This window comes from Variovorax sp. FW305-3-2-15-B-LB1 (genome assembly GCF_058787635.1).
On the sequence record NZ_JBYSZY010000008.1, the window covers coordinates 141,686 to 165,556 of the forward strand.

Here is a 23,871-nt window from a genome sequence, read left to right on the forward strand (position 1 = left end):
CGGTCAGTCGCGCAGCGAACGGTGCGTGAGCGCCATGAAGAGCTGCTCGAGGTCGTGGCGGCCGAACTCGGCCTGGCGCACCTCGATGCCTTCGGCTTCGAGCGCGGCCAGCACGGGGCCGGGGCCAGTGCCCGCGTTCAGGTGGATGCGCCAGTGCGCCGCGCCCTGCTCCACCGTGCCGAAGCGCGACAGCATCTGTGCGTCGAGCCCGTCGGCGGCCAGGGTCAGCAGCATCGCGCTTTGCGACAGCAGCGCGTCGAGCGGGCCTTCACGCAGCACGCGGCCCTGGTCGAGGATGGCGACGCGGTCGGCGATGGCCTCGATTTCTTCCATGTAGTGCGAGGCGTAGATCACCGCCGCCCCGGCCTGCGCCAGGCTCTTGATCGCATCGAGGATGAAGGCGCGCGACTGCGGATCGACGCCCACCGTCGGCTCGTCGAACAGCATCAGCTCGGGCTCGGGCAGCAAGGCGATCGCGAGGTTCAGGCGCCGCTTGAGGCCGCCCGAGAGCCGCTCGGCGCGCGCGCCCGAGAACTGTTCGAGCTGCGCGAACTGCGTGCAGGTGTCGATGCGCGACTTTTTTCGCACACCCGAGAGACCGCCGGCCGCGGCGAAGCAGGCCAGGTTCTCGGCCACGGTGAGCATCGGATAGAAGGCTTGGTCCTGCGGCGCCACGGCAATGCGCGTGGGCGCCTTGGCGCGCACCTGCTGCAGCGGCTGGCCGTCGATGCGGATGTCGCCCGACTGCACCGCGAGCGCGCCCGACAGGTGCGAGATCAGCGTGGTCTTGCCCGCGCCGTTCGGCCCCAGCAAACCCAGCACGCAACCGCGCGGCACGGCGAGCGACACGTCGGCCAGCGCGGCCTTGTCAGCGTGCGGGTAGCGGTAGCCGAGCTGGTGCAGCTCCAACATCAGGCAACAGCGGCCTTGAGGTCGCGGAAGAAGGTTTCCTCTTGCTGCGCCTGCTCGCGCAGCTTGCCGGCGAGTGCAACGGGATCGACCGGTTCGCGCCCTTTCACCATGCGCGCCGCCTTGAGCGCGAACGCACGCCAGCCGTCGCCGATGGCGATCAGGCGTTCGGACATCTGCGTGAGCTGCGGCTTGTCGAGCAGCTGCGCGGCCTCCTGCAGGAAGCCCGCGTAGATGAAGCGAAAGCCCGCCCCGCCCGTGCCGATCTCTTCCTGCATGCGCACCAGGTGGCCGATGAAGTCGACGCTGCGCGGATCGCTGGGCGACAGCTTCTGCATGCGCTTGGCCAGCGTGCGCATGCCGCGCACGCCCACGATGGGCACGGGCGCGAGCATGTTGCGCACGGTCTTGCGGATGGCCTGGGTCACCGAGGCGGCATCGACCGCCTTGCGCTCGATGGCCTGCGGGTAGTACATGAGGCCCTTGGGCGCCAGCACGCCCTTGGCGAAGCGGGCGCGCGACAGGTCTTCGCTCGCGCAGCGCACGGGTTCCTCGAACACCGGGTCGCTGATCAGGTAGTCGTCGCCGTCCTTGCCGTAGACCAGCAGGTTGTGCGCGTTGAAGTGAAAGCGCATGTTCGGCGGGAAGTACGGCAGCCAGTAGACCGAGGTCTGCAGGCCCACGAGCTGGCCGTCGGCCAGCAGCGCGTCGAGCCGCTGCTGCCCGGCCTGCGGGCTGCGGAAGGTCTCGAAGCGAAAGCGCGCGGCCATCGGTGCCAAAAGGCCCTTGATGATGGCCTTGGGCGGCATGCGGTACGAGATGAGCGGCAGGCCCGACAGCTTGATGAACGGCAGGTAGGCGAACGACAGCGCCGACGACAACCCCAGCGCCATCGCCTCGCTCATCGGCGCGCCGTGGTGGCGCATGAGGCTGGAGATGACGCCGCTTTCGCAGTGCGCCGCCTGTTGGTGTTGGAAGTTCACGGCAGGCCTTGCAGGGTGGAAACGGGCAGCCCCAGCGCCTGGCCGTAGCGGGCAAGCTGGGCCGGCGACAGCGCGGCGAAATGGCGCGGCAGCAGGTGGCGGCGCACGCGCCATTGCCAGAAGCCGCTGGTCTGCGAGAGCAGCGCCACGTCCATGCGACGCTCGTACATCCAGTACTCGAGCGGCGAAGCCAGCCCGGCCTTCACGCGCGCCTTGGCCTCCTGCGCCTGCTCGACCAGCACGTCGACCGCGTGGCTGGTGACGATCTCTTCCGCCTCCCAGCCCTTCGAGGTGGTGGTGACGACGCGGCCTTGCGCGTCGCGGGCGTACATCAGCTTGGAATGGCCGGCGAGGGTTGCGTTGCCCTCCTGTGGCACGGCATCGAGGTCCATGGCTACACAGCCTCCAGGTAGATGAAGCCGCTCGAAAAGCGGCCGCTTTCGGGCACGAACATCAGGAGCTTCTGGCCCGGCTTGATACGCCCCGAGCGGAACAGCTCGTCAAGCATGATGTACGGCGAGGCCGAGCCCGTGTTGCCCTTGGTCGCGAGGTTGCTGAACCAGCGCTCGCGCGGAATCGGCAGGCCCAGCGCGGCCAGGCTTGCGGCCACGGGCTCGACGAAATAGTGCGACGACAGGTGCGGCAGGAACCAGTCGATGTCGTCGGTCTTCAGCCCTCGACGCTCGATGATGGCCGCGAGTGGCTCGGCCAGCGTGGCGCGCACGATGTTGTCGTTGAGCAGTCGCACGTCCTGCTTGACGGCGAAGGTCGAGTCGCGCTGCCAGTCGGCCGGCGAGGTGCGGGCCCAGCCGTCGAGGCCGCCCTGTTCGTTCTTGTCGGCACCGGCATACATGCACACCGGCAGCTCGTGCGCCGCCGACGACAGTTCGATCCATTCGACGCGCAGCGACAGCGGCCCGCGCGGCTCGCGCTCCAGCAGCACCGCGCCGGCGCCGTCGGACAGCATCCAGCGCAGGAAGTCTTTCTCGAAAGCGATCTCCGGGCGCGCTTCGAGGGCCTCGAGCTTGTGCTCGAGCTCGGCTTCGAAGTTGATGCCGCGCATCACGGCCGAGGCCAGCTCGGAGCCCGTGGCGACCGCGCGGCGGGCGTCACCCGCACGCACCGACAGCCATGCATGCTTGAGCGCCGCCGCGCCGGCCAGGCAGATGCCGGCGCAGGCCACCACCTCGAGCCGGGGCCAGCCCAGTTCGCCGTGCACCATCACCGCGTGGTTGGGCATGAGCTGGTCGGGCAGCGAGGTGCCGGTGACCAGGCAGTCGACTTGGCCGATGTCGTCGCCCAGCGCGCGGATGGCCGCGGCGGTGAGCTGTGCGTTGGTCATGGCCAGCTGGCCGGTGGCACGGTCGATGGCGTAGTGGCGCGACTGGATGCCGTTGCTGCGCAGGATGAGGCGTCGCGCACGCGACACCTTGCCGCCGATGCGGCCCAACACTTCTTCGATGTCTTCGTTGCTGACCGGAGAAAAAGGCAGGAAGGCAGCGGTGCGGGTCAGGAAAACATCAGTCGTCATAGAGAGGGAGCCGGTCCGTGGCAGAGCCCGACGGGCGCTCGAATTGAGCCGTCATTTTAGTCAGCCACCCTCGGAACAACGGCCGCAGCAGGGCCTGCAGCGTCAGGCTCACCGGCACGACGGTGACGATCAGTGCCAGCAGAAACAGCACGTACAGCAAGAGCAGCGGTTTGCGCACCGCCGCGCCCGGCCCGCCGGCCGCCATGATCAGCTTGCCCCACAGGTAGAAGCTGCGCGTGCCGGCCTTCTCGCTGATGAGCAACCGCGCCTGGGCGCGCACCGCGCCCAGCCCGGCCAGCAAGGGCGCATCGCCCTGCTCGCGGCCTGCGTGCAGCGCGTCGCGCAGGGCCCGGCCGAAACGGCCGCAGCCGCGGATCTGTTCCTCGCTCAGCCCCGCGTCGGGCATGCCCCAGAAGCCGCGCTTGCGGCCCCAGATGAGCCAGGCCGGCGTGGTGAAGAAGGTGGCGAGCGTGGGGCCCGGGTCGGTGAGCACCACGTTGTCGATCAGGCGCGCGCCGGTGGCGGCGAGCAGGCCCTTGAGCTTTTCGTGGGCCAGCAGCCACATGTTGCGACAGGCGATGACCGTGACCACGGGTTTTCCCTTGAGCAGCCGTGCCGCCACGGGGTGCTGCAGGAAGGCCACGACCGGCTGCGCAGGCGCCAGGAACCAGACCTGGTACGGCAGGATGACGAGGTCGAAGTCTTCGTCGCCCGTGAGCGTCAGCGGCGCCAGCGGGCCCGGCTTCAGGTGGGCCGACTCGGGGAACGCGTCGAAGAAGGTCAGGAACGGCCAGGGAAAGGGAAAGCGCTGCAGCGGCCGCAGCGTTTCCACACGCAGTTCAACGCCCGGGTCGGCGCGCAGCGGCGCGGCGATCTGCCCGGCCACGCGGTCGAGTTGCCCGGTCTGCGAGTACTGGATCAGCAGGACGCGTTTGACACGCGCGCTCGGGGTGGCAGGAGGGCTGGCGGTGGGGCTGGAAGAACTTGGATTCACTGGCGGGCCGTGGCGGGGGCCGTCGAATGTAAGCGAACCTTTTCAAAGGTGCATCTGCCATAGGTCATGGCGTCGCGTGAATCCGACGAACCAAGGCGCCAGAAAGCGAAAAAGGGCCGCACCTCGCGGCGCGGCCCTTGTTTGCAATTGCTGCTGGCGAAGCGCCGATCAGCGCACCTTGCCGGCCTTCCAGGCGCTCAGCAGCTTGTTGTAGTCGATGGTCTCGCCCTTGGGCTTCTCGTTGGCCAGCTTCTTCCACGGGGCGTGCTGGTCGCTGAGCCACTTGTTCGGGTCGCCCTTGGCGTTGAGCTTGGGCGCGCAGTGGGCCATGCCGGCGCGTTGCAGGCGGCCCATCACGTTGTCCATCTCGTCGGCCAGGTTGTCCATGGCTTTCTGCGGGGTCTTCTCGCCCGTGACGGCCTCGGCCACGTTCTTCCACCACAGCTGCGCCAGCTTGGGGTAGTCGGGCACGTTGGTGCCGGTGGGCGTCCATGCCACGCGGGCCGGGCTGCGGTAGAACTCGACCAGGCCGCCCAGCTTGGGCGCCATGTCGGTCATGGCCTTGCTCTGGATGTCCGATTCGCGGATCGGGGTCAGGCCCACGATGGTCTTCTTGAGCGAGACGCTCTTGGAGGTCACGAACTGGGCGTAGAGCCAGGCGGCGGCGGTCTTGTTGGCGTCATGGCCGTTGAAGAACGACCACGAACCCACGTCCTGGTAGCCGTTCTGCATGCCCTGCTTCCAGTACGGGCCGTTCGGGCCGGGCGCCATGCGCCACTTGGGCGTGCCGTCCTCGTTCACCACGGGCAGGCCCTTCTTGGTCATGTCGGCCGTGAAGGCCGTGTACCAGAAGATCTGCTGGGCGATCTGGCCCTGCGCGGGCACCGGGCCGGCTTCGCCGAAGGTCATGCCCATGGCTTCCTTGGGCGCGTACTTCTTCATCCAGTCGATGTACTTGGTGAGCGCGTACACGGCGGCCGGCGAGTTGGTCGCACCGCCGCGCGACACGGCCGCGCCCACGGGCGTGCACTTGTCGTCGGCCACGCGGATGCCCCATTCGTCGATCGGCATGCCGTTGGGGGTGCCGATGTCGGCGGTGCCGGCCATCGAGAGCCACGCATCGGTGAAGCGCCAGCCCAGCGACGGGTCCTTCTTGCCGTAGTCCATGTGGCCGTAGATCGGCTTGCCGTCGATGGTCTTCACGTCGACGCTGAAGAACTCGGCGATGTCCTCGTAGGCGCTCCAGTTCAGCGGCACGCCCAGGTCATAGCCGTACTTGGCCTTGAACTTGTCCTTCAGGTCCTTGCGATCGAACAGGTCGGCGCGGAACCAGTACAGGTTGGCGAACTGCTGGTCGGGCAGCTGGTAGAGCTTGCCGTCGGGCGCGGTGGTGAACTTGGTACCGATGAAGTCCTTGAGGTCGAGCCCGGGGTTGGTGTACTCCTTGCCCGCACCGGCCATGTAGTCGGTGAGGTTCATCATCTTGCCGTAGCGGTAGTGCGTGCCGATCAGGTCGGAGTCGGAAATCCAGCCGTCGTAGATCGACTTGCCCGACTGCATCGAGGTCTGCAGCTTCTCGACCACGTCGCCTTCCTGGATCAGGTCGTGCTTGACCTTGATGCCGGTGATTTCCTCGAAGGCCTTGGCCAGCGTCTTCGATTCGTATTCATGCGTGGTGATGGTCTCCGACACCACCGAGATTTCCTTGACGCCCTTGGCCTGCAGCTTCTTGGCCGCGTCGATGAACCACTTCATCTCGGCCGCCTGCTGGTCCTTGCTCAGGGTCGACGGCTGGAACTCGCTGTCGATCCATTTCTTGGCTTCGGGCTCTGCGGCCCATGCGCCGTGCGCGGCGACCATCGCCGCCGCCATTGCCAATGCCGTGTAGCGCATCTTCATGAATGTGTCTCCTCGGTTGTGCTTCCCCGGTTTTTTCATCGCGGCTCCGGGGAGGCGGAGAGCCGGACGCGTTGACGAAATCGGTGGGCTAGCCTTTGCGCATCACGAGCGCCAGCACGAGCATCGACAGCACGAAGCCGATCCAGATCGAGGGCTCGGCCTCCAGGCTCAGCCACTCCTGCACCTTGCCGGCCAGGCCGACGAAGATCAGGTTGACGTAGGCCGCGGACAAGAGGCCGATGAAGAGCCGATCGCCGCGCGTGGTGGCAATGGGCAGCCAGCCGCGGCGCATCGTGGTGGGCGACTTGAATTCCCACACGGTCATGCCGACCAGCATGAGCGCGATGCAGCTGAAGAAAACGGCCACCGGGGTGGTCCAGACCATCCAGTCGAACATGTCTCGGTCTCCTTAGACGCGGCCCATCGCAAAGCCTTTTGCGATGTAGTGGCGGACAAACCAGATCACGATCGCGCCCGGCACGATGGTGAGCACGCCGGCCGCGGCCAGCGTCGCCCAGTCCATGCCCGAGGCGCTCACCGTGCGCGTCATCGTCGCGACGATGGGCTTGGCGTTCACGCTCGTGAGCGTGCGCGCCAGCAGCAGCTCGACCCAGCTGAACATGAAGCAGAAGAACGCCGCCACGCCCACGCCGGCCTTGATGAGCGGCAGGAAGATGGTGAGGAAGAAGCGGGGGAACGAGTAGCCGTCGATGTACGCCGTTTCGTCGATCTCGCGCGGAATGCCGCTCATGAAGCCTTCCAGAATCCACACCGCCAGCGGCACGTTGAACAGCAGGTGCGCCAGCGCCACGCCCAGGTGGGTGTCCATGAGGCCGACGGTGCTGTACAGCTGGAAGAACGGCAGCAGGAACACCGCGGGCGGCGTCATGCGATTCGTCAGCAGCCAGAAGAACACGTGCTTGTCGCCGAGGAACGAATAGCGCGAGAACGCGTAGGCCGCCGGCAGCGCCACGGTGAGCGAGATCACCGTGTTGATCGCCACGTAGATCAGGCTGTTGATGTAGCCCGAGTACCACGACTCGTCGGTGAAGATGCGCGCGTAGTTGGCCCAGGTGAGCTGCTGCGGGAAGAACGAGAAGCTCGACAGGATCTCCTCGTTCGTCTTGAAGCTCATGTTGACCATCCAGTAGATGGGCAACAGCGCGAACAGGATGTACAGCAGCAAGAAGATGCTGCGCTTGTGGAAGCGTTTTTCAGACATGTTGACCCCCTTGGCGCTGCGCGCCGTCCCCCCGAGAGGGAGCATCCGCCTTGAGGCGGCTCGGCGACGGATTCATTGTTCTTTCTCCACTTCTTGCGTGCCCACGCGCTGCATCCAGTTGTAGAGCACGAAGCAGAACAACAGGATGATCAGGAAATAGATCAGCGAGAACGCCGCCGCCGGCCCGAGGTCGAACTGCCCCACCGCCTTCTGCGTGAGGTACTGGCTCAGGAAGGTGGTCGCATTGCCCGGCCCGCCGCCCGTCAGCACGAAGGGCTCGGTGTAGATCATGAAGCTGTCCATGAAGCGCAGCAGCACCGCGATCATCAGCACGCCGCGCATCTTGGGCAGCTGGATGTAGCGGAACACCGCGAACTTGCTGGCGCCGTCGATGCGCGCGGCCTGGTAGTACGCATCGGGAATCGAGCGCAGGCCGGCGTAGCAGAGCAAGGCCACCAGCGGCGTCCAGTGCCACACGTCCATCACCAGCACCGTCAGCCAGGCGTCGGTCGCACTGCCGGTGTAGTTGTATTCGATGCCCATGACCTGCAGCGCGTGGCCCAAGAGGCCGATGTCGGCACGGCCGTAGATCTGCCAGATGGTGCCCACCACGTTCCATGGAATGAGCAGCGACAGCGCCACCACCACCAGCACCGCCGACGACTTCCAGCCCGTGGCCGGCATCGACAGCGCGAGGGCGATGCCCAGCGGAATCTCTACCAGCAGCACCGAGAGCGAGAAGCCCAGCTGGCGCCACAGCGCCTGGTGCAGCTCGTCGTCGCGCATCACGGCGGCGAACCATTCGGTGCCGACGAACACACGCCGGTCGGGCGAGATGATGTCCTGCACCGAGTAGTTGACCACCGTCATCAGCGGCACGATGGCCGAGAAGGCCACGCAGATCAGCACCGGCAGCACCAGCCACCATGCCTTCTGGTTGATCGGCTTGTTCGTCGGGTTCATGCGACCAGTTCCTCGTCCTTGTAGTAGCAGGTGTGGGTGTCGAGCACCCGCAGCCACACCGTGTCGCCCACCGAGGGCGGCTGTTCGTCCGAATGCATGCGCACCTTGACCACGCCGCCGTCGACTTCGGCGCTGAGCATCGCGTGCGTGCCGACGTCCTGCACCTGCTTCACCACCGCAGGCACGGCACCCGCCGCCCCCGCGTTCGACAGGCGCAGGTACTCGGGCCGGATGCCGATCTTGAGCGCGCCGGGCGGCAGCTCGCGCGTGGGCACCAGCGGCGTGCCCGCCACTTCGAGCGCACCGTTGGCGCTGTGGGCCGACAGGAAGTTCATGCCCGGCGAGCCGATGAAATGGCCGACGAAGGTGTGGGCCGGACGCTCGAACAGCGCCTCGGCGCTGCCCACCTGCACGGCCTTGCCGCGCGTCATGACCACCACCTCTTCGGCGAAGGTGAGCGCCTCGACCTGGTCGTGCGTCACGTAGATCAGCGTGAGCTTGAGCTCGCGGTGGATCTGCTTGAGCTTGCGGCGCAGCTGCCACTTCAGGTGCGGATCGATCACGGTGAGCGGTTCGTCGAACAGCACCGCCGACACGTCGCTGCGCACCAGCCCGCGGCCCAGCGAGATCTTCTGCTTGGCATCGGCCGCCAGGCCCGCGGCGCGCTGGTTGAGCTGGCCGCTCACGTCGAGCATTTCGGCGATCTCGCCGACGCGCTTCTTGATCTGGTCTTCGGGCACCTTGCGGTTGCGCAGTGGAAACGCGAGGTTCTCGGCCACGGTCATGGTGTCGTAGATCACCGGGAACTGGAACACCTGCGCGATGTTGCGCTCCTGCGGCGTGGCGCGCGTCATGTCGCGGCCATCGAAGCTCACGCTGCCCTGCGAAGGCACGAGCAGGCCCGAAATGATGTTGAGCATGGTCGTCTTGCCGCAGCCCGAGGGGCCGAGCAAGGCGTACGCGCCACCGTCGCGAAAGCTCATCTTGAGCGGAAGCAGCGCGTAGTCGCTGTCCTGCGTGGGGTTGGCGCGGTAGGCGTGGGCCAGGTCGAGGTCGATGCGTGCCATGACTAGCTTCCTTTGCGCCATGCCGGCGCCAGTGCCAGCTTTTCGCCGGCATCGAACACATAGGCTTGCGACGCGCTGAAGTACAGCGTGATCGAAGCGCCCAGCTCGAAGCGGTGCACACCGGTGAGCTGCGCCACCAGTTCGCCCACCGCCGTGTCGACGTGCACGAAGGTGTCGGAGCCCGAAATCTCGGCCAGCTCCACCTTGCCGGGCAAGGCGATGTCGCCCTCCCCCGCGTTCACGTTCAAGGCACTCGCGCGCAGGCCGACGGTGACCGCGCCCGACACGCTGTCAGGCAGGGCCAGCGTGAGCGCGGGCCCGCCCGCGAGCTGCACGCGGCCGGCCGCGGCCGTGCCCGCCAGCAGGTTCATCGGCGGATCGCTGAAGGCGCGCGCCACGCGCAGCGACTGCGGCGCGTGGAACACCTCGGCGGTCGGGCCGTATTGCAGCAGCTCGCCGGCGTCCATCACGGCCGTGTAGCCGCCCAGCAGCAACGCTTCGCCGGGCTCGGTGGTGGCGTAGATGACGGTCGAGTCGCCGGTGGCGAAGAGTTGCGTGAGTTCTTCGCGCAGGCCTTCGCGCAGCTTGTAGTCGAGGTTGACCAGCGGCTCGTCGAGCAGCATGAGCGGTGCGTTCTTGGCGAGCGCGCGCGCCAGCGCCACGCGCTGCTGCTGGCCGCCCGACAGCTCCTGCGGGTAGCGGTCGAGGAACATGCCGATGTGCAGCTTGTCGGCCAGCGCCTTCACCCGCGCGTCGATGTTCGACTCGCCGCGCAGCTTCAGCGGCGAGGCGATGTTGTCGGCCACCTTGAGGGAGGGGTAGTTGATGAACTGCTGGTAGACCATCGCGACATTGCGCTCGCGCACCGGCGTGCCGGTGACGTCCTTGCCATCCACCAGCACACGCCCGGTGCTGGGCGTGTCGAGCCCGGCCATGAGGCGCATCAGGCTGGTCTTGCCGGCCTGCGTGGCGCCGAGCAGCACGGTCACCGCGCCGCTTTTCGGCGCAATGCTCTGCTCGTAGAGCCAGGTTTGCGCGCCGACCTTCTTGGTGACGCGCTCCAGAGTCAGCTGCATCAGCTCACCTCCACTTCCACGGTGTCGTTGTTGTTCTTTGCGTTGGCCTGCAGCCAGATCGCCACCTGCTCGCGCTCGGCGGGCGTGTAGTGCAGGCCGAGCTTGGTGCGACGCCAGAGCACGTCGTCCGAGCTCACGGCCCATTCGCGCGCCTGCAGGAAGCGCAGCTCGCGCTCGTACAGGCCGGGAGCCACCTCGGCGCCCATGTCGGCCAGCGACTGGGCCTCGCCGACCAGTTCGGCCACGCGCGCGCCGTAGCCGCGCGCCAGCCGCAGCGCGACCTGGGCATCGAGCCAGGGGTACTTGGCCTGCACGGCGGCCACGAAGCGGGCGAAGTCGTCGTCGGGGCGCTTGGGCGCGCCGATCCAGGCCGACAGGTCGCCGCCGGCCAGGAAGGCGCCGTCGGTCCAGGCCGGACGCTGCGCGCCCGACTGGCCGAGCATCTTGCCGACCTCGTCGGCCGCGTCCTCGGCCAGCTTGCGGAAGGTCGTGATCTTGCCGCCCCACACCGACAGCAGCGGCGCGGCGGTGGTGTTCGACTCGAGCAGGTAGTCGCGCGTGACGGCCGAGGGGTCGCCCGAGGCGTCGTCCAGCAGCGGGCGCACGCCCGAGTAGGTCCAGACCACGTCGGCCGGCACGATGGCCTTGTCGAAGTAGCGGCTGGCCTGGGTGCACAGGTAGTCGATTTCTTCCTGCGCGATGCGCGCGGCGCCGGGGTCGTCGCCGCTGATCTCGATGTCGGTGGTGCCGATCAGCGTGAACGCGCCCTGGTAGGGAATGGCGAAGATGATCCGCTTGTCGGGGTTCTGGAAGATGTAGGCGTGGTCGTGGTCGAACAGGCGCGGCACGATGATGTGGCTGCCCTTCACGAGCCGCAGGCTCTTGGTGGCCAGCGCCTCGCCGCGCGCCGACTGGGCCACGCCGCGCAGGAAGGATTCGGCCCAGGGGCCGGCCGCGTTCACCACGGCGCGTGCGCGCACGGTGCGGTGCGCGCCGTCGGGGCCTTCGAGCGTGGCGACCCAGCCGTCGGCGCCGCGCTGCGCATGGATGCAGCGCGTGCGCGTGAGCACTTCGGCGCCCTTCGAACGCGCATCGATGGCGTTGAGCACCACCAGCCGCGCGTCGTCGACCCAGCCGTCGGAGTACACGAAGCCGCGCTTGTACTGCGCCTTGAGCGGCGCGCCGGCCGGATGCTGGCGCAGGTCGATGCCGCGCGACGGCGGCAGCACCTCGCGCTTGGCGAGGTGGTCGTACATGAACAGGCCGATGCGGATCATCCAGGCCGGGCGCATCGAGGGGTCGTGCGGCATCACGAAGCGCAGCGGCCACATGATGTGCGGCGCGCTCTTGAGCAGCACCTCGCGCTCCTGCAGCGCCTTGCGCACCAGCGAGAACTCGTAGTACTCGAGGTAGCGCAGCCCGCCGTGGATCAGCTTGGTGGACGACGACGAGGTGTGCGAGGCCAGGTCGTCCTTCTCGCACAGGACCACGCGCCAGCCCCGGCCGGCGAGGTCGCGCGCAATGCCGCAGCCGTTGATGCCACCGCCGACGATCAGCACATCGCAATCGGTGGCGGGTTCGGCCGCTGGAGAGGAGAAATCGGTCACAGGCTGGAGGTCCGTAGGTTCGTGACTTTTGTCAGCAAAGGCCGAGATTGTATTTTCGCGTTTTTTCATTTGGATTCCTTTTGGCGCGATTTTCCTCCGAGTTTTCCCTTACTCGGCTTCGTTTTCTTTCGTTTTAAAGTGACGCGGCCTGTACCCTCGCACCAGTCTTTCCGCTTTCCACGACGCCTCTGTGAACTCCAACCCGCGCCAGATCAACCTCCTCGACACCGTGCGCGCGCGCGGTTCGGTCACCGTCGAACAGCTCGCCGACATGCTGGGCGTCACGCTGCAGACCGTGCGGCGCGACGTGCAGCGGCTGGCCGATGCGGGCTTGCTCACGCGCTTCCACGGCGGCGTGCGCGTGCCCAGTTCGACCACCGAGAACATCGGCTACCAGCAGCGCGAAACACTCAACGCCGACGGCAAGGCGCGCATTGCGCGCCGCGTGGCCGAGCTGGTGCCCAACGACTGTTCGCTGATCCTGAACATCGGCACCACCACCGAGGCCATCGCCAAGGCGCTGATGCGCCACACGGGCCTGCGCGTGATCACCAACAACCTGAACGTGGCGACCATCCTCAGCGGCAACACGGCCTGCGAGGTGATCGTGGCCGGCGGCTCGGTGCGCCCGCGCGACCGCGCCGTGGTGGGCGAGGCCACCATCGACTTCATCCGCCAGTTCAAGGTCGACATCGCGCTCATCGGCGTGTCGAGCATCGAGGCCGACGGCTCGCTGCGCGACTTCGACCTGCGCGAAGTGAAGGTCGCGCAGACCATCATTGCCCAGGCGCGCGAGGTGTGGCTGGCGGCCGACGCGAGCAAGTTCAACCGGCCGGCCATGATCCAGCTGGGCACGCTCTCGCAGATCGACCGCCTGTTCACCGACGCCGCGCCACCGCCGCCGTTTCCCGACCTGCTGCATGCTGCGCAAGTGCGCCTCGAGATCGCGCGCGACAACTGAACCCCATCCCATCCATCGAATGACCACCTACCTGCTTGCCCTGGACCAGGGCACCTCCAGCTCGCGCAGCATCGTGTTCGACCGCGAAGGCCGCATCGTCGCCATCGCGCAGAAGGAACTCACGCAGATCTACCCGCAGCCGGGCTGGGTCGAGCACGACCCGATGGAAATCTGGCGCAGCCAGCTGGCGACCGCGCGCGAGGTGCTGGCCAAGGCGAAGCTGCAGCCCGCCGACATCCACGCCATCGGCATCACCAACCAGCGCGAGACCACCGTGCTGTGGAACCGCACCACCGGCCAGCCGGTGCACCACGCCATCGTCTGGCAGGACCGCCGCGCCGAGCCGCTGTGCGCGCAGCTGCGCGAGCAGGGCCTGAGCGACACCATCCGCGAAAAGACCGGCCTGGTCATCGACGCGTATTTCTCGGGCACCAAGCTGCGCTGGCTGCTCGACAACGTGCCCGGCGCGCGCGCCCAGGCCGAACGCGGCGAGCTGGCCTTCGGCACGGTCGACAGCTGGCTCATGTGGCAGCTCACCGGCGGCAAGGTGCACGTGACCGACGTGAGCAACGCCTCGCGCACGATGCTCTTCAACGTGCACACGAACGACTGGGACGCCGACCTGCTGAAGGTGCTGGACATCCCCGCCGCGCTGATGCCGAAGGTGCAGCCCTCGAGCTCGCACTTTGCCGACACCGACGCCGCGCTGCTGGGCCACGCGCTGCCCATCGGCGGCGTGGCCGGCGACCAGCAAAGCGCCCTCTTCGGCCAGGCCTGCTTCGAGGCCGGCATGGCCAAGAACACCTACGGCACCGGCTGCTTCTTGCTGATGCACACGGGCGGCGCGTTCCAGCCCTCGCACAACGGCCTGCTCGTGACCAGCGCCGCGCAGACCGACGCGACGCCGCAGTACGCGATGGAAGGCAGCGTGTTCGTCGGCGGCGCCGTGGTGCAGTGGCTGCGCGACGGCCTCAAGGCCATCAAGGGCAGCGCCGAGGTGCAGTCGCTCGCCGAGAGCGTGCCCGACGCGGGCGGCGTGATGATGGTGCCGGCCTTCACCGGCCTGGGCGCGCCCTACTGGGACGCGGACGCGCGCGGCACGATCACCGGGCTCACGCGCGGCACCACGGTCGCGCACATCGCGCGCGCCGCGCTGGAAAGCATCGCCTACCAGAGCGCCGCGCTGCTGCAGGCCATGAGCCGCGACGCGGTGGCCGCGGGCGGCAAGCCCGTGGCCGAGTTGCGCGTGGACGGCGGCGCGAGCGTGAACGACCTGCTGATGCAGTTCCAGGCCGACCTGCTGGGCATTCCGGTGGTGCGGCCCGAGGTGGTCGAGACCACCGCGCTGGGCGCGGCCTACCTCGCGGGACTGTCGACCGGCGTCTACACCGACGCGCGCCAGCTCTCGAAGCTGTGGAAGGTGGAGCGCCGCTTCATGCCGACCATGGGCCGCGCGCAGGCCGAGGAATCGATGGCGCGCTGGGAGCGCGCGGTGCGCCAGGCCACCGCGACCTGAGCGCCCTCGGCTTCACCAGCCCCAGAGGGAGCGCTTCAGCACCCAGCCGGTGGCGCCGCCTTCGTGGCGCACCTTCACCCAGTCGCCGCGGCGCTCAAGGGTGCGCAGCACGTCGCCGTACACGGCCTTCTTCACGACCGGGCTGCGCGCGCCGGGTGCGCGGCGCAACTGCGCGGTCTTTGCCTTCACGACGTGGTGCGGCGTCTTGCTCGTCATCGAACGGAAGACCCAGGCCTTGTCGTTCTCGAAGTCGGTGACGCGCAGCCAGTCGCCCTTGCGGCCGATCACGCGCAGCGGATAGCCCCGGCTCACTGTCCAGTGCGCCTCGGCGCGCTGGCTGGGGGCGGTGCGCATGTTCAGGGTCTTGACCGCGACACTGACCATCTGCGGCTGCGCGGCAAAGGCGGACGGCAGCACCATCCACGAGAAGAAGAATGCGAGCAGGAGCGCGGGCAGTCGGCGGCTGAATCGGGCCATGGGGCGAGGGTTCCTTTCGAGAAGACACGGGAGGTCCGGCAAATGCCGGTCGAAGCCCCCTCTGGGACGCTGAGCGCCGATAAGTTCCGCGGGGATATCCCTGAGCCGCACTCCAAAGACCCCGCAAGGGTCGGGACACTGGCCGTGTCGCCGCAGGGTGCGGGGCAGAATTCGCCCGCCCTCGACTCCCCGCGCCGCGCTTGACACATCCCGCCATCGACGCCCCGCGTCCTCCCTCCAGCGCCCTGCTGGCCTGTGGCGTGGTCGGCGCAACGCTGCTGGCACTCATCGCCCTGGGCCACGACGGCCGCCGCATTGCCCAGCTCGCGGTGCTCGCCGCGCCGCCCGTGCTCTGGCTGCTGTGGCCGCTGCACAGCGCGCGCCTGCGGCGCTGGCGCACGGCGCTGGTGTGGCTCTGGGTCATGGGCTTCGGCCTGGACGCCGTGGTCCGCGCCTACCTGCTCGACACCTACCAGGCCGCGCCCGACAGCGCCATGGTGCTGGGCGCCGCGGCCAACACCAATGCACGCGAAAGCGCCGAGTACCTGCGCATGCACTGGCGCTCTGCGGTCGTCTGGTCGGCCGCGCTCGTGGCGGCGGGCCTGCTGGCGGGCCTGTTCGCGCGGCGCGGCGCCACGGCGCCACGTGCGCGTCGGCCGTTCTGGGCGCGCTCGTTGCTGCTGCTCATCCTGCTCGTCGCCTGCGTGGCCTACGTGAGCAAACCCTGGCGCCGGCTGCACCCGGCCGTCTTCTGGACCCAGTGGTCGCAGTCGCTGCACGACCAGCGCACCGCCTGGGCCGACCAGGAAAAGACTCGCGATGCGCAGATGGCCCAGGCCCGGCAGATCGCACCGGTGATCACGCGCGAGGGACCATCCACGGTCGTGCTCGTCATCACCGACAGCATCAACCGCGACAACATGGGCCTGTACGGCTACGGCCGCCCGACCACGCCGCGCCTGCAGGCGCACAAGGCGCAGGAAGGCGACCGCATGGCCGTGCTGCGCAACGCGTGGTCGGTCGACGCGAGCACCCTGCCTGCGCTGCGCAACATGTTCCATTTCGGCCAGCCCGCGAATGGAAACGACGGAAACAACGGGAACGGCGACAGCCCGCCCCACCTGCTGGCCCTGGCGCGCGCCGCCGGCTACAAGGTCTGGTGGATCAGCAATCACGACGACCTGGCCATCGAGCAGCAGCACGCGCGCTACGCCGACGTGGTCGACATGGTGAACCGCACGCCGGGCCGCGCCAGCGCCTCGCTCGACGGCGAGATCCTCGATTGCGTGCAGGAGGCTTTTGCCGACACCAGCACCGAGCGCAAGCTCATCGTGGTCCACCTGATGGGCGCGCACCCGCACTACAGCCTGCGCTTTCCCGAGAACGCCAACCCCTTCGACGACAGCGTCGACGCGGTCGAAAACGGCCTCGTGAAGGACGGCCGCTCGGCCTGGGTGCGCCACTTCCGCCAGGAGTACGACGCGGCCCTGCTGTACCACGACTTCGTGGTGTCGGAACTGCTGCAGCAGACCCGCAGCACCGGCAAGCCGGACGACTACCGCGCCTGGATGTACCTGTCGGACCACGGCCAGGAAGTCGGCCACGGCAGCAACCGCGCAGGCCACAGCCCCGCCACCGCCTCGGGCTACCGCATCCCGGCCGTCGTCTGGCGCAACCGCGAACCGCTGCCCACCGGCGCCGCCACGCAGCAGCCCTTTCGCGCGGACTGGGCCGGCTGGAGCCTGATGGACCTGCTGGGCATCCGCTGGAGCGGGCAGAAGGCCGAGCGCAATGTGCTGGGCGATGCCTACCAGTGGCAGGCGCCGGAGATTCCGGTGGTGGTGGAGTCGTTCTCGCGCTAGCGACGCGCACTCCTGCGTGGAGGCGAAACGTGGTGGGCAGTCTTCATTCCAGCCCACACTCCCGCCGCCTACTTCTTGGTGACCTCCTCCGGTCCCGAATAGGTGTACGCATCGACTTTCTGCCCCTTGCACAACGATTGCAGATCACGGGCAACGGCTGGCAGCAGGTTGTTCAGGCCATAGTTCATCGTGGTCACGTACTCCGAGTCCGCGCCCCACATGTTGGATTTGTCGCCATGGGCCCGGTAGTACTTCTCCTGCAGCACCCCGTTGCGGTCGATGAATTGGGCCTTGAGCGCCACCATGCTGAAGATCTTGACACTCAGGTGCCACGTGTAGGCACGGGTCAGGCTGGTCTTGACCGTGATCCCTGCGGCCGGTGGGTCCAGGCTGCTGGTTTCGTCGACCACATAGCCATAGTCCTTGAGGGCGATCAGGCCATCTGCCACCCAGCGGCCGATGTCTCCCGTCAGAAGCGCTCCGCTGCCCGACTGGCCGATCGTCTCCTTGTTCTGGCGCGCATCCTCCGTCAGCACGATATGGACAGGGCACGTGCTCTGGTACGGCTGGAGCGCATAGGTCTCGCGCGCGCCCCGGTCGTACTTCATGTCGACCTTTGAGCCGTAGTCCGTGCTGGTCGCCGATGCAACCGATGCCATGCCGAGCATCAGCGCAGCCCCGAGGCACGAGGAAATCAAGACGTTCTTCTTCATGTGTCTCTCCGCGGTCATTGGGCTGCGGCTGTGCTTGCCGAGCGGCTTGGCCTGGGCAGCGAATAGAGCTTCTTGTCGCTGGCGAGAACGATCGCGCGGGTATCGCCGTCCTTCACGACCTGGCCCTTCAGCTTCGTCGTGATGGTGCCGTTGTTGAAGGAGAACTCCTCGAGACTTCCCGTCTTGGCGACAGGCTCCACGGCCACATCGAGGTCGATGAGAGCCATGCGCAGCGTCTCCGTGATCGACTCACGCATGGTGCTGCGAAACAGGACCGCATCCTGCGCGCCCCAGATATCCAGCGATTTCTTGCCGCCTGCACCGACAGGTTGAGATTGAAAGTAAAGCACGCTGCGCTGGATCGGCACATTCATGCCACCCGCGGCACTGGGACTGTCCGAACGGCTCCATATGGACACATGCGACTCCGCGTCGAAGTTCCGGAAATCCGCGGTCAACGAGTACCGCGGATGGATCAGAAGCAAGGCCTGCCCCGGCGGAAGCTGGTTGCGCAACTTGGCCAGGATGTCCATGTTCACTGCACGTGGCGTGGTCGTGACCGTGGCGACCTTGATCTGGTAGTTGGCCAGTTCACTGCGAATCGCGTCGTTGAACTCCTTGCGGTAGTCCACATCCTCGATCACCGCGTAGAACGAACCCAGTGCTTGCTGGGACTCTTTGACCCGGCTGTTGGCGATCGACGCATCGATCATGGCGCCGATCAGACCACCGGTCGCGGCCCCCGCGTTGGGCGGCTGCACGGCGGCGATCACCTCGTCCTGCACGATGACAACATGGGCAGCAAGCGCCGTGATCTTGCTTCGCTCCTCTGGCTTCAGCCCGATTCGCAGAGGCACCGCACAAGCCCCCAGCAGCGACGCCATCGACACCACCATGCAAACGCGCAGCAGGCGCGTTGAGATCAGCCGCATTGAATCCTCCCTTTTTTGAATTCACCTTTATGCAACAAAGATGATACGAGGGCGATTCAATTTTCCGACACTGGTGCAACTACCTGTGTTGCAAACAGCCTGCAGCCATCGGCATACAGGCCTGTGCGCCTCGCGGTGCGGTTCCAGCTCAGTGCGCCGGCACCAGGAAGTCCTGGCTGATGCGCCCGCCCAGCTCGTTTACCCGGTCGAGGAACTGCGTGAGGTAGGCGTGCAAACCCGTCGCCAGGATCTCGTCGACGCGTGCGTACTGCAGGTCGGCCAGCAGCTTGCCGGCGCGGCGCTGGGTTTCGGCGCTCTGCTCGTTCTGCACTTTGGCGAGGTTGTTGACCACCTCGACCAGGCTGGCGTGCAGCGAGCGCGGCATGTCGGCGCGAAGAATGAGCAGCTCGGCCACGCGCTCGGGCTTGATCACGTCGCGGTACACCTTGCGGTAGACCTCGAAGGCCGAGACGCTGCGCAGGATCGCGCTCCAGTGATAGAAGTCGTACTCCTGGTCTTCCTCGGTGGCGGCGCCGAAGAACTCGCTGTTGAGCGCGTGGAACTTCACGTCGACCAGGCGCGCCGTGTTGTCGGCACGCTCCAAAAAGGTGCCAAGGCGCGAGAAGTAGAACGCCTCATCCTGGAGCATGGTGCCCAGCGTGACGCCGCGCGACAGGTGCGAGCGGAACTTGACCCACTCGAAGAACTGGCCCGGGTCGCGCTCGAAGTCGCCGGCGCGCAGCATGCGGTTCACTTCGAGCCAGGTGGTGTTCTGCGTTTCCCAGGCCTCGGTGGTGAGCGCGCCGCGCACGGCACGCGCGTTCTCGCGCGCGGCCTTCAGGCAGGAGACGATCGACGACGGATTGCTCTCGTCCTTGACCATGAACTCCATGACTTCGTTGGGCGTGATCTGGTCGTACTTCTTGCTGTACCAGGGCAGCAATTCGCTGATCGAGAGCACGCCCTGCCAGCCGTACTTGGCAACCTCGGCCGACTGCGGCAGCAGCGAGGTCTGGTAGTTGACGTCGAGCATGCGCGCCGTGTTCTCGGCGCGCTCGGTGTAGCGCGACATCCAGTAGAGGTGGTCTGCGGTGCGGGACAGCATCGTGGGTGCTCCTACTGCGATTGGCTTTGCGACTGCGTGGCCGCCTTCGGCTTGGCCGTGCGGTCCGCTTCGAGAATCCAGGTGTCCTTGGTGCCGCCGCCCTGCGACGAGTTGACCACCAGCGACCCTTCCTTGAGCGCCACGCGCGTGAGGCCGCCGGGCACCATCTGCACCTCGCTGCCCGAAAGCACGAAGGGACGCAGGTCGATGTGGCGCGGCGCAATGCCGGCGTCGACGAAGGTCGGCGAGGTCGACAGGCTCAGCGTGGGCTGGGCGATGTAGCCGTCGGGCTTGGCGATGACGGCCTTCTTGAAGTCTTCGATCTCGGCCTGCGTGGCGGCCGGGCCGATGAGCATGCCGTAGCCGCCGGCGCCGTGCACCTCCTTGACGACCAGGTCCTTCATGTTGTCGAGCGTGTACTGCAGCTCGTCTTTATTCCGGCACATGTAGGTGGGCACGTTCTTCAGGATCGGCTTCTCGCCGAGGTAGAACTCGACCATCTTCGGCACGTAGGGGTAGATCGACTTGTCGTCGGCCACGCCGGTGCCCACGGCATTGCAGATCACGACGTTGCCCTGGCGGTAGGCGCGCATGAGGCCCGCGCAGCCGAGGGTGGAGGTCGGGCGGAACACCTCGGGGTCGAGGAAGTCGTCGTCGACGCGGCGGTAGATCACGTCGACCCGCACCGGGCCGCGCGTGGTGCGCATGTAGACGAAGTCGTCCTTGACGAACAGGTCTTGCCCCTCGACCAGCTCCACGCCCATCTGCTGGGCCAGGAAGGCGTGCTCGAAGTAGGCGCTGTTGTACATGCCGGGCGTGAGCACCACCACCGTGGGCTCGGCCGTGGCCGGCGGCGCGCTGGCGCGCAGCGTTTCGAGCAGCAGGTCGGGGTAATGGGCGACCGGCGCGATGCGGTTCTGGTTGAAGAGCTCCGGGAAGAGCCGCATCATCATCTTGCGGTTCTCGAGCATGTAGCTCACGCCGCTGGGCACGCGCAGGTTGTCTTCGAGCACGTAGTACTCGCCGTTGCCCTGGGCATCGGGGGCGCGCACGATGTCGATGCCCGAGATGTTCGAGTAGACGTTGTGCGGCACGTTCACGCCCATCATCTCGGGGCGGAACTGGGCGTTGTTCAGGATCTGCTCGGCCGGGATGATGCCGGCCTTGATGATTTCCTGGTCGTGGTACACGTCGTACAGGAAGCGGTTGAGCGCCGTGACACGTTGCACCAGCCCCTTTTCCATGCTCTCCCACTCGTGGGAGGGAATGATCCGGGGCAGCAGGTCGAACGGGATCAGCCGCTCGGTGCCGGAGCCGTCCTCGTCCTTGGCGCCGTACACCGCGAAGGTGATGCCGACCCGGCGGAAAATCATTTCCGCCTCTTCACGCCGCGATCGCATCACCTCACCGGGTTGCTTCGCAAGCCATTGGTCGTAGCGCTTGTAGTGCTGTCGGATTGCAGCGCCCGCATAGGGGAGCTGCTCATACATCTCGTCGAATTTGTGCATGGAACGACCAATCTCCTTGAGCCATAGCTTAGCAAGTTCGAGGCCAGTAGAAGCCCTAGGTTTGGGCCCGATGCGAGGGCATTTCGCGTTTCGGACCGTCATGGCATGCGGTGGCGCCAGTAGCGCAGGTCGTGCGCGCGTTCACACTTCAGCTCGGCGGGCAGCTGGCTTGCCCAGTGGGCGGCGCCGCAGCGCGGGCTGTCGACCACCTGAACGCCGCGTTCGACGTAGCGCGCCACCACCTCGGGCGCGGGGTGGCCGAAGCGGCTGCGGTAGCCGGCCTGCACGAGCGCGATGCGCGGGCGCACGGCGTCCAGGAAAACCTCGCTCGACGAGGTCTTGCTGCCATGGTGCGGCACCAGCAGCACGTCGGCCGCAAGCCCAGGCGTTCGCGACACCAGCGCGGCCTCCTGCAGGCGCTCGATGTCGCCGGCCAGCAGCACCGTGGCGCGGCCGTTGCCGATGCGCAGCACGCACGACACGGCGTTGGGCCGCGTGAAGCCGAGGTAGTCGCTGTCATAGGGAAACAGCACCTCGAAGTCGACGCCGTCCCAGGTCCAGCGCTGCCCGGCCTCGCAGCGGCGCGCGGGGCGCAGCGCCTGCAGCGGGTGCCCGGCCTCGATGGAGCTCAGCAGTGCCGCCTGCGGCTGCATGGCGAGCACGGCGGGTGCGCCGCCGGTGTGGTCGATGTCGCGGTGGCTCAGCAACAGCAGGTCGAGCCGTTCGCCGCGTGCGCGCAGCAGCGGCACGAGCACGCGGTGGCCCGCGTCGCTGTCGAGCCCGTAGCGCGGGCCGGCGTCGTACAGCAGGCTGTGCGTGGCGGTGCGCACGAGCACCGCGTTGCCCTGCCCGATGTCGGCGGCGAGCAGGTCGAACTCACCCACCGCAGGTCGCGCCGGCTGCCACAGCAGCACCGGCAACAGCAGCGGCAGGCCAAGCGCGCGCACCGACCACGGCAGGCGCATCGCCAGCAGCACGCCGCCCGCCACGCCGCTTGCGGCCAGCCACGGCGGCGGCGCGGCCATCGACAGCGTGGCGAACGGCAGGCCGGCGAGCGCCTGCAGCAGCAGCGCGAACAGCTTCACCGCCCCGGCGGCCACGTCCCACAGCGGCGGCACCGCCACGCCGAGCATCGCCAGCGGCGTGATCACCAGCGTCACCCACGGGATCGCGAGCGCGTTGGCCACCAGCCCGACCGCCGACACCTGCTGGAACAGCAGCAGGCTCAGCGGCGTGAGCGCCAGCGTGATCGTCCATTGCTCGCGAAAGAAGCGGCCCAGGCGCACGAACGCGCCCACCCTGCCCTCGCCCGGCACGGCCGTGGCGGAGGCGAACAGCACCGCCACCGCCACGAAGCTGAGCCAGAAACCGGCCTGCAGCAGCGCCCACGGATCGGCGGCCACCACGACCGCCGCCGTCAGCAGCCAGACGTGCGGCCATGGCCAGCGCCGACCGGTCAGGCGCAGCAGCGCCACGACCGCGAGCATCCAGACCGTGCGCTGCGAGGGCACGCCCCAGCCGCTGAAGAGCGCATAGAGCGCGGCCAGCAGCACCCCGCCGGCGAGTGCGGCCTGTTGCGCGGGCAGCCGCAGCATGAGCCGGCTGCTGCGCCGCCAGAGCGCGCCCATCACATGCGCCGCGAACCACGCGAACAAGGTGATGTGCAGGCCCGAGATCGACATCAGGTGGGCGACGCCGGTGGCACGGAACACGTCCCAGTCGGCACGGTCGATGGCGCCCTGGTCGCCGGTGACGAGCGCGGCGATCACGCCGGCCTGGCGCCGGTCGTCCACGCGGGCGAAGACCGCATCGCGCACGGCCTCGCGCGCCCGCTCGATCGGGTGCAGCCATGTGGTGCCCAGCAGGCGCGGCGCGGGGTCGCGCGCCCCGGCCCGCACATGGCCTTGGGCATGCACGCCCTGCTCCCACGCCCACAGTTCGCTGTCGAAGCCATGTGGGTTGAGGTTGCCGTGCGGCGCGCGCAGGCGCACGGTCAGTTGCCAGCGCTGGCCGGCGTGCACCTCGCCCACGGTGCGTGCGACGGAGGCACGCCGCTCGGCGGGCTGCTCCCACATCCCGCTGTACTCGCCATACCAGGAGAGTGCGATGCGCGAAGGCACCTTCGGCGGCGCATCGCCGCGCGAGGCCTCGACCCACTGCGCCGTCTCCACATCGAAACGGAAGCGCGTTCCGATCTCGCCGGGTTGTGGCATCTGCGAGACCACGCCCGTGAGCCGCAGGTCGCGTCCTTCGAGCTGCGGCTCCAGCGCCCCTTGCGCGTAAGCCGTGGCGCGCCATCCGGCCAGGCCCGCGCCGGCCATCGCACCGCAGGCCAGCGACAGCATCAGCACGAACAGCCGAAGCCCACGCCACCGCCACAACAGCCATCCGCCGCCGAGCCCCACGAGCAGCAACGCGACGTAGACACCCGCCGCCCACAGCAGCGGCTGGCGCAGCTGCACCGCCGCGCCGAGCAGCGTGCCGCCCAGCGCAACGAAGGCCCCCGACCCACCCGCGACAGCCTCGGACGCACGCCGCGACTGCCC

General features: G+C 67.8%; 21 protein-coding genes. 3 read left to right on the plus strand and 18 right to left on the minus strand.

What is annotated here, in order from left to right; genetic code table 11:
• Positions 1-3 precede the first annotated feature (3 nt).
• From AC3WQR_RS07785 to glpD, 12 genes are all read right to left on the minus strand, one after another.
• Positions 4-912 carry an ABC transporter ATP-binding protein gene (locus AC3WQR_RS07785; RefSeq protein WP_492741655.1) on the minus strand — a complete coding sequence of 303 codons (909 nt, stop codon included), beginning with the start codon at positions 910-912 and terminating at the stop codon, positions 4-6.
• Positions 912-1,892, minus strand: coding sequence for a BtrH-related acyltransferase DarH (gene darH, locus AC3WQR_RS07790; protein ID WP_095947357.1), 981 nt, complete (start codon positions 1,890-1,892; stop codon positions 912-914). Before darH ends, AC3WQR_RS07785 begins: the two co-directional genes overlap by 1 nt.
• Positions 1,889-2,284 (minus strand): DarG family dialkylresorcinol biosynthesis protein, encoded by a 396-nt coding sequence (locus tag AC3WQR_RS07795; protein WP_070059463.1) that lies wholly within the window; start codon positions 2,282-2,284, stop codon positions 1,889-1,891. Before AC3WQR_RS07795 ends, darH begins: the two co-directional genes overlap by 4 nt.
• Before the next feature lie 2 nt (positions 2,285-2,286).
• Positions 2,287-3,423, minus strand: a complete 1,137-nt coding sequence (locus AC3WQR_RS07800) for a beta-ketoacyl-ACP synthase III (RefSeq protein ID WP_492741656.1) — start codon at positions 3,421-3,423, stop codon at positions 2,287-2,289.
• On the minus strand, positions 3,413-4,417 hold the full coding sequence (locus AC3WQR_RS07805) for a dialkylrecorsinol condensing enzyme (protein WP_255221137.1): 1,005 nt from the start codon (positions 4,415-4,417) through the stop codon (positions 3,413-3,415). The genes AC3WQR_RS07800 and AC3WQR_RS07805 overlap by 11 nt, the downstream gene beginning before the upstream one ends.
• A 168-nt stretch (positions 4,418-4,585) precedes the next feature.
• Entirely contained in the window at positions 4,586-6,316 is a 1,731-nt protein-coding gene (locus tag AC3WQR_RS07810) for an ABC transporter substrate-binding protein (protein WP_070059465.1), read from the minus strand.
• An 88-nt stretch (positions 6,317-6,404) separates the two neighbouring features.
• Positions 6,405-6,713, minus strand: coding sequence for a DUF2160 domain-containing protein (locus AC3WQR_RS07815; protein WP_095744796.1), 309 nt, complete (start codon positions 6,711-6,713; stop codon positions 6,405-6,407).
• 12 nt (positions 6,714-6,725) lie between these two features.
• The gene (locus AC3WQR_RS07820; protein ID WP_159272355.1) at positions 6,726-7,538 is read right to left on the minus strand and encodes a carbohydrate ABC transporter permease; all 813 of its coding nucleotides are present in this window, start codon (positions 7,536-7,538) and stop codon (positions 6,726-6,728) included.
• 72 nt (positions 7,539-7,610) lie between these two features.
• The gene (locus AC3WQR_RS07825) at positions 7,611-8,501 is read right to left on the minus strand and encodes a carbohydrate ABC transporter permease (RefSeq protein ID WP_062476737.1); all 891 of its coding nucleotides are present in this window, start codon (positions 8,499-8,501) and stop codon (positions 7,611-7,613) included.
• Positions 8,498-9,568 (minus strand): ABC transporter ATP-binding protein, encoded by a 1,071-nt coding sequence (locus tag AC3WQR_RS07830; RefSeq protein WP_492741657.1) that lies wholly within the window; start codon positions 9,566-9,568, stop codon positions 8,498-8,500. Before AC3WQR_RS07830 ends, AC3WQR_RS07825 begins: the two co-directional genes overlap by 4 nt.
• Positions 9,569-9,570: 2 nt before the next feature.
• A complete protein-coding gene (locus AC3WQR_RS07835) occupies positions 9,571-10,644 on the minus strand; it encodes an ABC transporter ATP-binding protein (RefSeq protein WP_487849154.1) in 1,074 nt (357 codons plus the stop codon).
• Positions 10,644-12,320 carry a glycerol-3-phosphate dehydrogenase gene (gene glpD, locus AC3WQR_RS07840; protein ID WP_307583875.1) on the minus strand — a complete coding sequence of 559 codons (1,677 nt, stop codon included), beginning with the start codon at positions 12,318-12,320 and terminating at the stop codon, positions 10,644-10,646. Before glpD ends, AC3WQR_RS07835 begins: the two co-directional genes overlap by 1 nt.
• Before the next feature lie 121 nt (positions 12,321-12,441).
• On the opposite strand from glpD, the gene AC3WQR_RS07845 reads away from it, so the two are divergent.
• A complete protein-coding gene (locus AC3WQR_RS07845; RefSeq protein WP_062476748.1) occupies positions 12,442-13,212 on the plus strand; it encodes a DeoR/GlpR family DNA-binding transcription regulator in 771 nt (256 codons plus the stop codon).
• A 19-nt stretch (positions 13,213-13,231) separates the two neighbouring features.
• Positions 13,232-14,728 carry a glycerol kinase GlpK gene (glpK, locus tag AC3WQR_RS07850; protein ID WP_492741658.1) on the plus strand — a complete coding sequence of 499 codons (1,497 nt, stop codon included), beginning with the start codon at positions 13,232-13,234 and terminating at the stop codon, positions 14,726-14,728.
• Positions 14,729-14,740: 12 nt separating this feature from the next.
• On the opposite strand, the gene AC3WQR_RS07855 is transcribed toward glpK, so the two are convergent.
• Entirely contained in the window at positions 14,741-15,205 is a 465-nt protein-coding gene (locus tag AC3WQR_RS07855; RefSeq protein WP_095744792.1) for an SH3 domain-containing protein, read from the minus strand.
• Positions 15,206-15,405: 200 nt separating this feature from the next.
• Between AC3WQR_RS07855 and AC3WQR_RS07860 the strand changes: the two genes are divergently transcribed.
• Positions 15,406-17,067, plus strand: coding sequence for a sulfatase-like hydrolase/transferase (locus AC3WQR_RS07860; RefSeq protein ID WP_492741659.1), 1,662 nt, complete (start codon positions 15,406-15,408; stop codon positions 17,065-17,067).
• 68 nt (positions 17,068-17,135) lie between these two features.
• Here AC3WQR_RS07860 and AC3WQR_RS07865 read toward each other — a convergent pair whose 3' ends face one another.
• The 5 genes from AC3WQR_RS07865 to AC3WQR_RS07885 all read right to left on the minus strand — a co-directional run bounded on the left by AC3WQR_RS07865 (position 17,136) and on the right by AC3WQR_RS07885 (position 23,814).
• Entirely contained in the window at positions 17,136-17,780 is a 645-nt protein-coding gene (locus AC3WQR_RS07865) for a hypothetical protein (protein WP_492741660.1), read from the minus strand.
• A gap of 14 nt (positions 17,781-17,794) precedes the next feature.
• On the minus strand, positions 17,795-18,712 hold the full coding sequence (locus AC3WQR_RS07870; protein ID WP_492741661.1) for a hypothetical protein: 918 nt from the start codon (positions 18,710-18,712) through the stop codon (positions 17,795-17,797).
• Positions 18,713-18,860: 148 nt separating this feature from the next.
• A complete protein-coding gene (locus AC3WQR_RS07875; protein ID WP_062476763.1) occupies positions 18,861-19,817 on the minus strand; it encodes an alpha-E domain-containing protein in 957 nt (318 codons plus the stop codon).
• Between the two features lie 11 nt (positions 19,818-19,828).
• Positions 19,829-21,325 carry a circularly permuted type 2 ATP-grasp protein gene (locus AC3WQR_RS07880; protein WP_062476766.1) on the minus strand — a complete coding sequence of 499 codons (1,497 nt, stop codon included), beginning with the start codon at positions 21,323-21,325 and terminating at the stop codon, positions 19,829-19,831.
• Between the two features lie 98 nt (positions 21,326-21,423).
• The gene (locus AC3WQR_RS07885) at positions 21,424-23,814 is read right to left on the minus strand and encodes a DNA internalization-related competence protein ComEC/Rec2 (RefSeq protein ID WP_492741665.1); all 2,391 of its coding nucleotides are present in this window, start codon (positions 23,812-23,814) and stop codon (positions 21,424-21,426) included.
• Between the last annotated feature and the right edge of the window lie 57 nt (positions 23,815-23,871).

Excerpts from the sequence above, each read along its gene's own strand:
- AC3WQR_RS07825 (WP_062476737.1), bottom strand. The coding sequence starts at position 8,501 with ATGAACCCGACGAACAAGCCGATCAACCAGAAGGCATGGTGGCTGGTG.
- AC3WQR_RS07875 (WP_062476763.1), bottom strand. The coding sequence starts at position 19,817 with ATGCTGTCCCGCACCGCAGACCACCTCTACTGGATGTCGCGCTACACC.
- AC3WQR_RS07855 (WP_095744792.1), bottom strand. The coding sequence starts at position 15,205 with ATGGCCCGATTCAGCCGCCGACTGCCCGCGCTCCTGCTCGCATTCTTC.
- glpK (WP_492741658.1), top strand. The coding sequence starts at position 13,232 with ATGACCACCTACCTGCTTGCCCTGGACCAGGGCACCTCCAGCTCGCGC.
- AC3WQR_RS07810 (WP_070059465.1), bottom strand. The coding sequence starts at position 6,316 with ATGAAGATGCGCTACACGGCATTGGCAATGGCGGCGGCGATGGTCGCC.
- AC3WQR_RS07880 (WP_062476766.1), bottom strand. The coding sequence starts at position 21,325 with ATGCACAAATTCGACGAGATGTATGAGCAGCTCCCCTATGCGGGCGCT.
- AC3WQR_RS07785 (WP_492741655.1), bottom strand. The coding sequence starts at position 912 with ATGTTGGAGCTGCACCAGCTCGGCTACCGCTACCCGCACGCTGACAAG.
- AC3WQR_RS07870 (WP_492741661.1), bottom strand. The coding sequence starts at position 18,712 with ATGCGGCTGATCTCAACGCGCCTGCTGCGCGTTTGCATGGTGGTGTCG.
- AC3WQR_RS07800 (WP_492741656.1), bottom strand. The coding sequence starts at position 3,423 with ATGACGACTGATGTTTTCCTGACCCGCACCGCTGCCTTCCTGCCTTTT.
- AC3WQR_RS07835 (WP_487849154.1), bottom strand. The coding sequence starts at position 10,644 with ATGCAGCTGACTCTGGAGCGCGTCACCAAGAAGGTCGGCGCGCAAACC.
- AC3WQR_RS07815 (WP_095744796.1), bottom strand. The coding sequence starts at position 6,713 with ATGTTCGACTGGATGGTCTGGACCACCCCGGTGGCCGTTTTCTTCAGC.
- AC3WQR_RS07830 (WP_492741657.1), bottom strand. The coding sequence starts at position 9,568 with ATGGCACGCATCGACCTCGACCTGGCCCACGCCTACCGCGCCAACCCC.
- glpD (WP_307583875.1), bottom strand. The coding sequence starts at position 12,320 with ATGAAAAAACGCGAAAATACAATCTCGGCCTTTGCTGACAAAAGTCAC.
- AC3WQR_RS07820 (WP_159272355.1), bottom strand. The coding sequence starts at position 7,538 with ATGTCTGAAAAACGCTTCCACAAGCGCAGCATCTTCTTGCTGCTGTAC.
- AC3WQR_RS07865 (WP_492741660.1), bottom strand. The coding sequence starts at position 17,780 with ATGAAGAAGAACGTCTTGATTTCCTCGTGCCTCGGGGCTGCGCTGATG.
- AC3WQR_RS07795 (WP_070059463.1), bottom strand. The coding sequence starts at position 2,284 with ATGGACCTCGATGCCGTGCCACAGGAGGGCAACGCAACCCTCGCCGGC.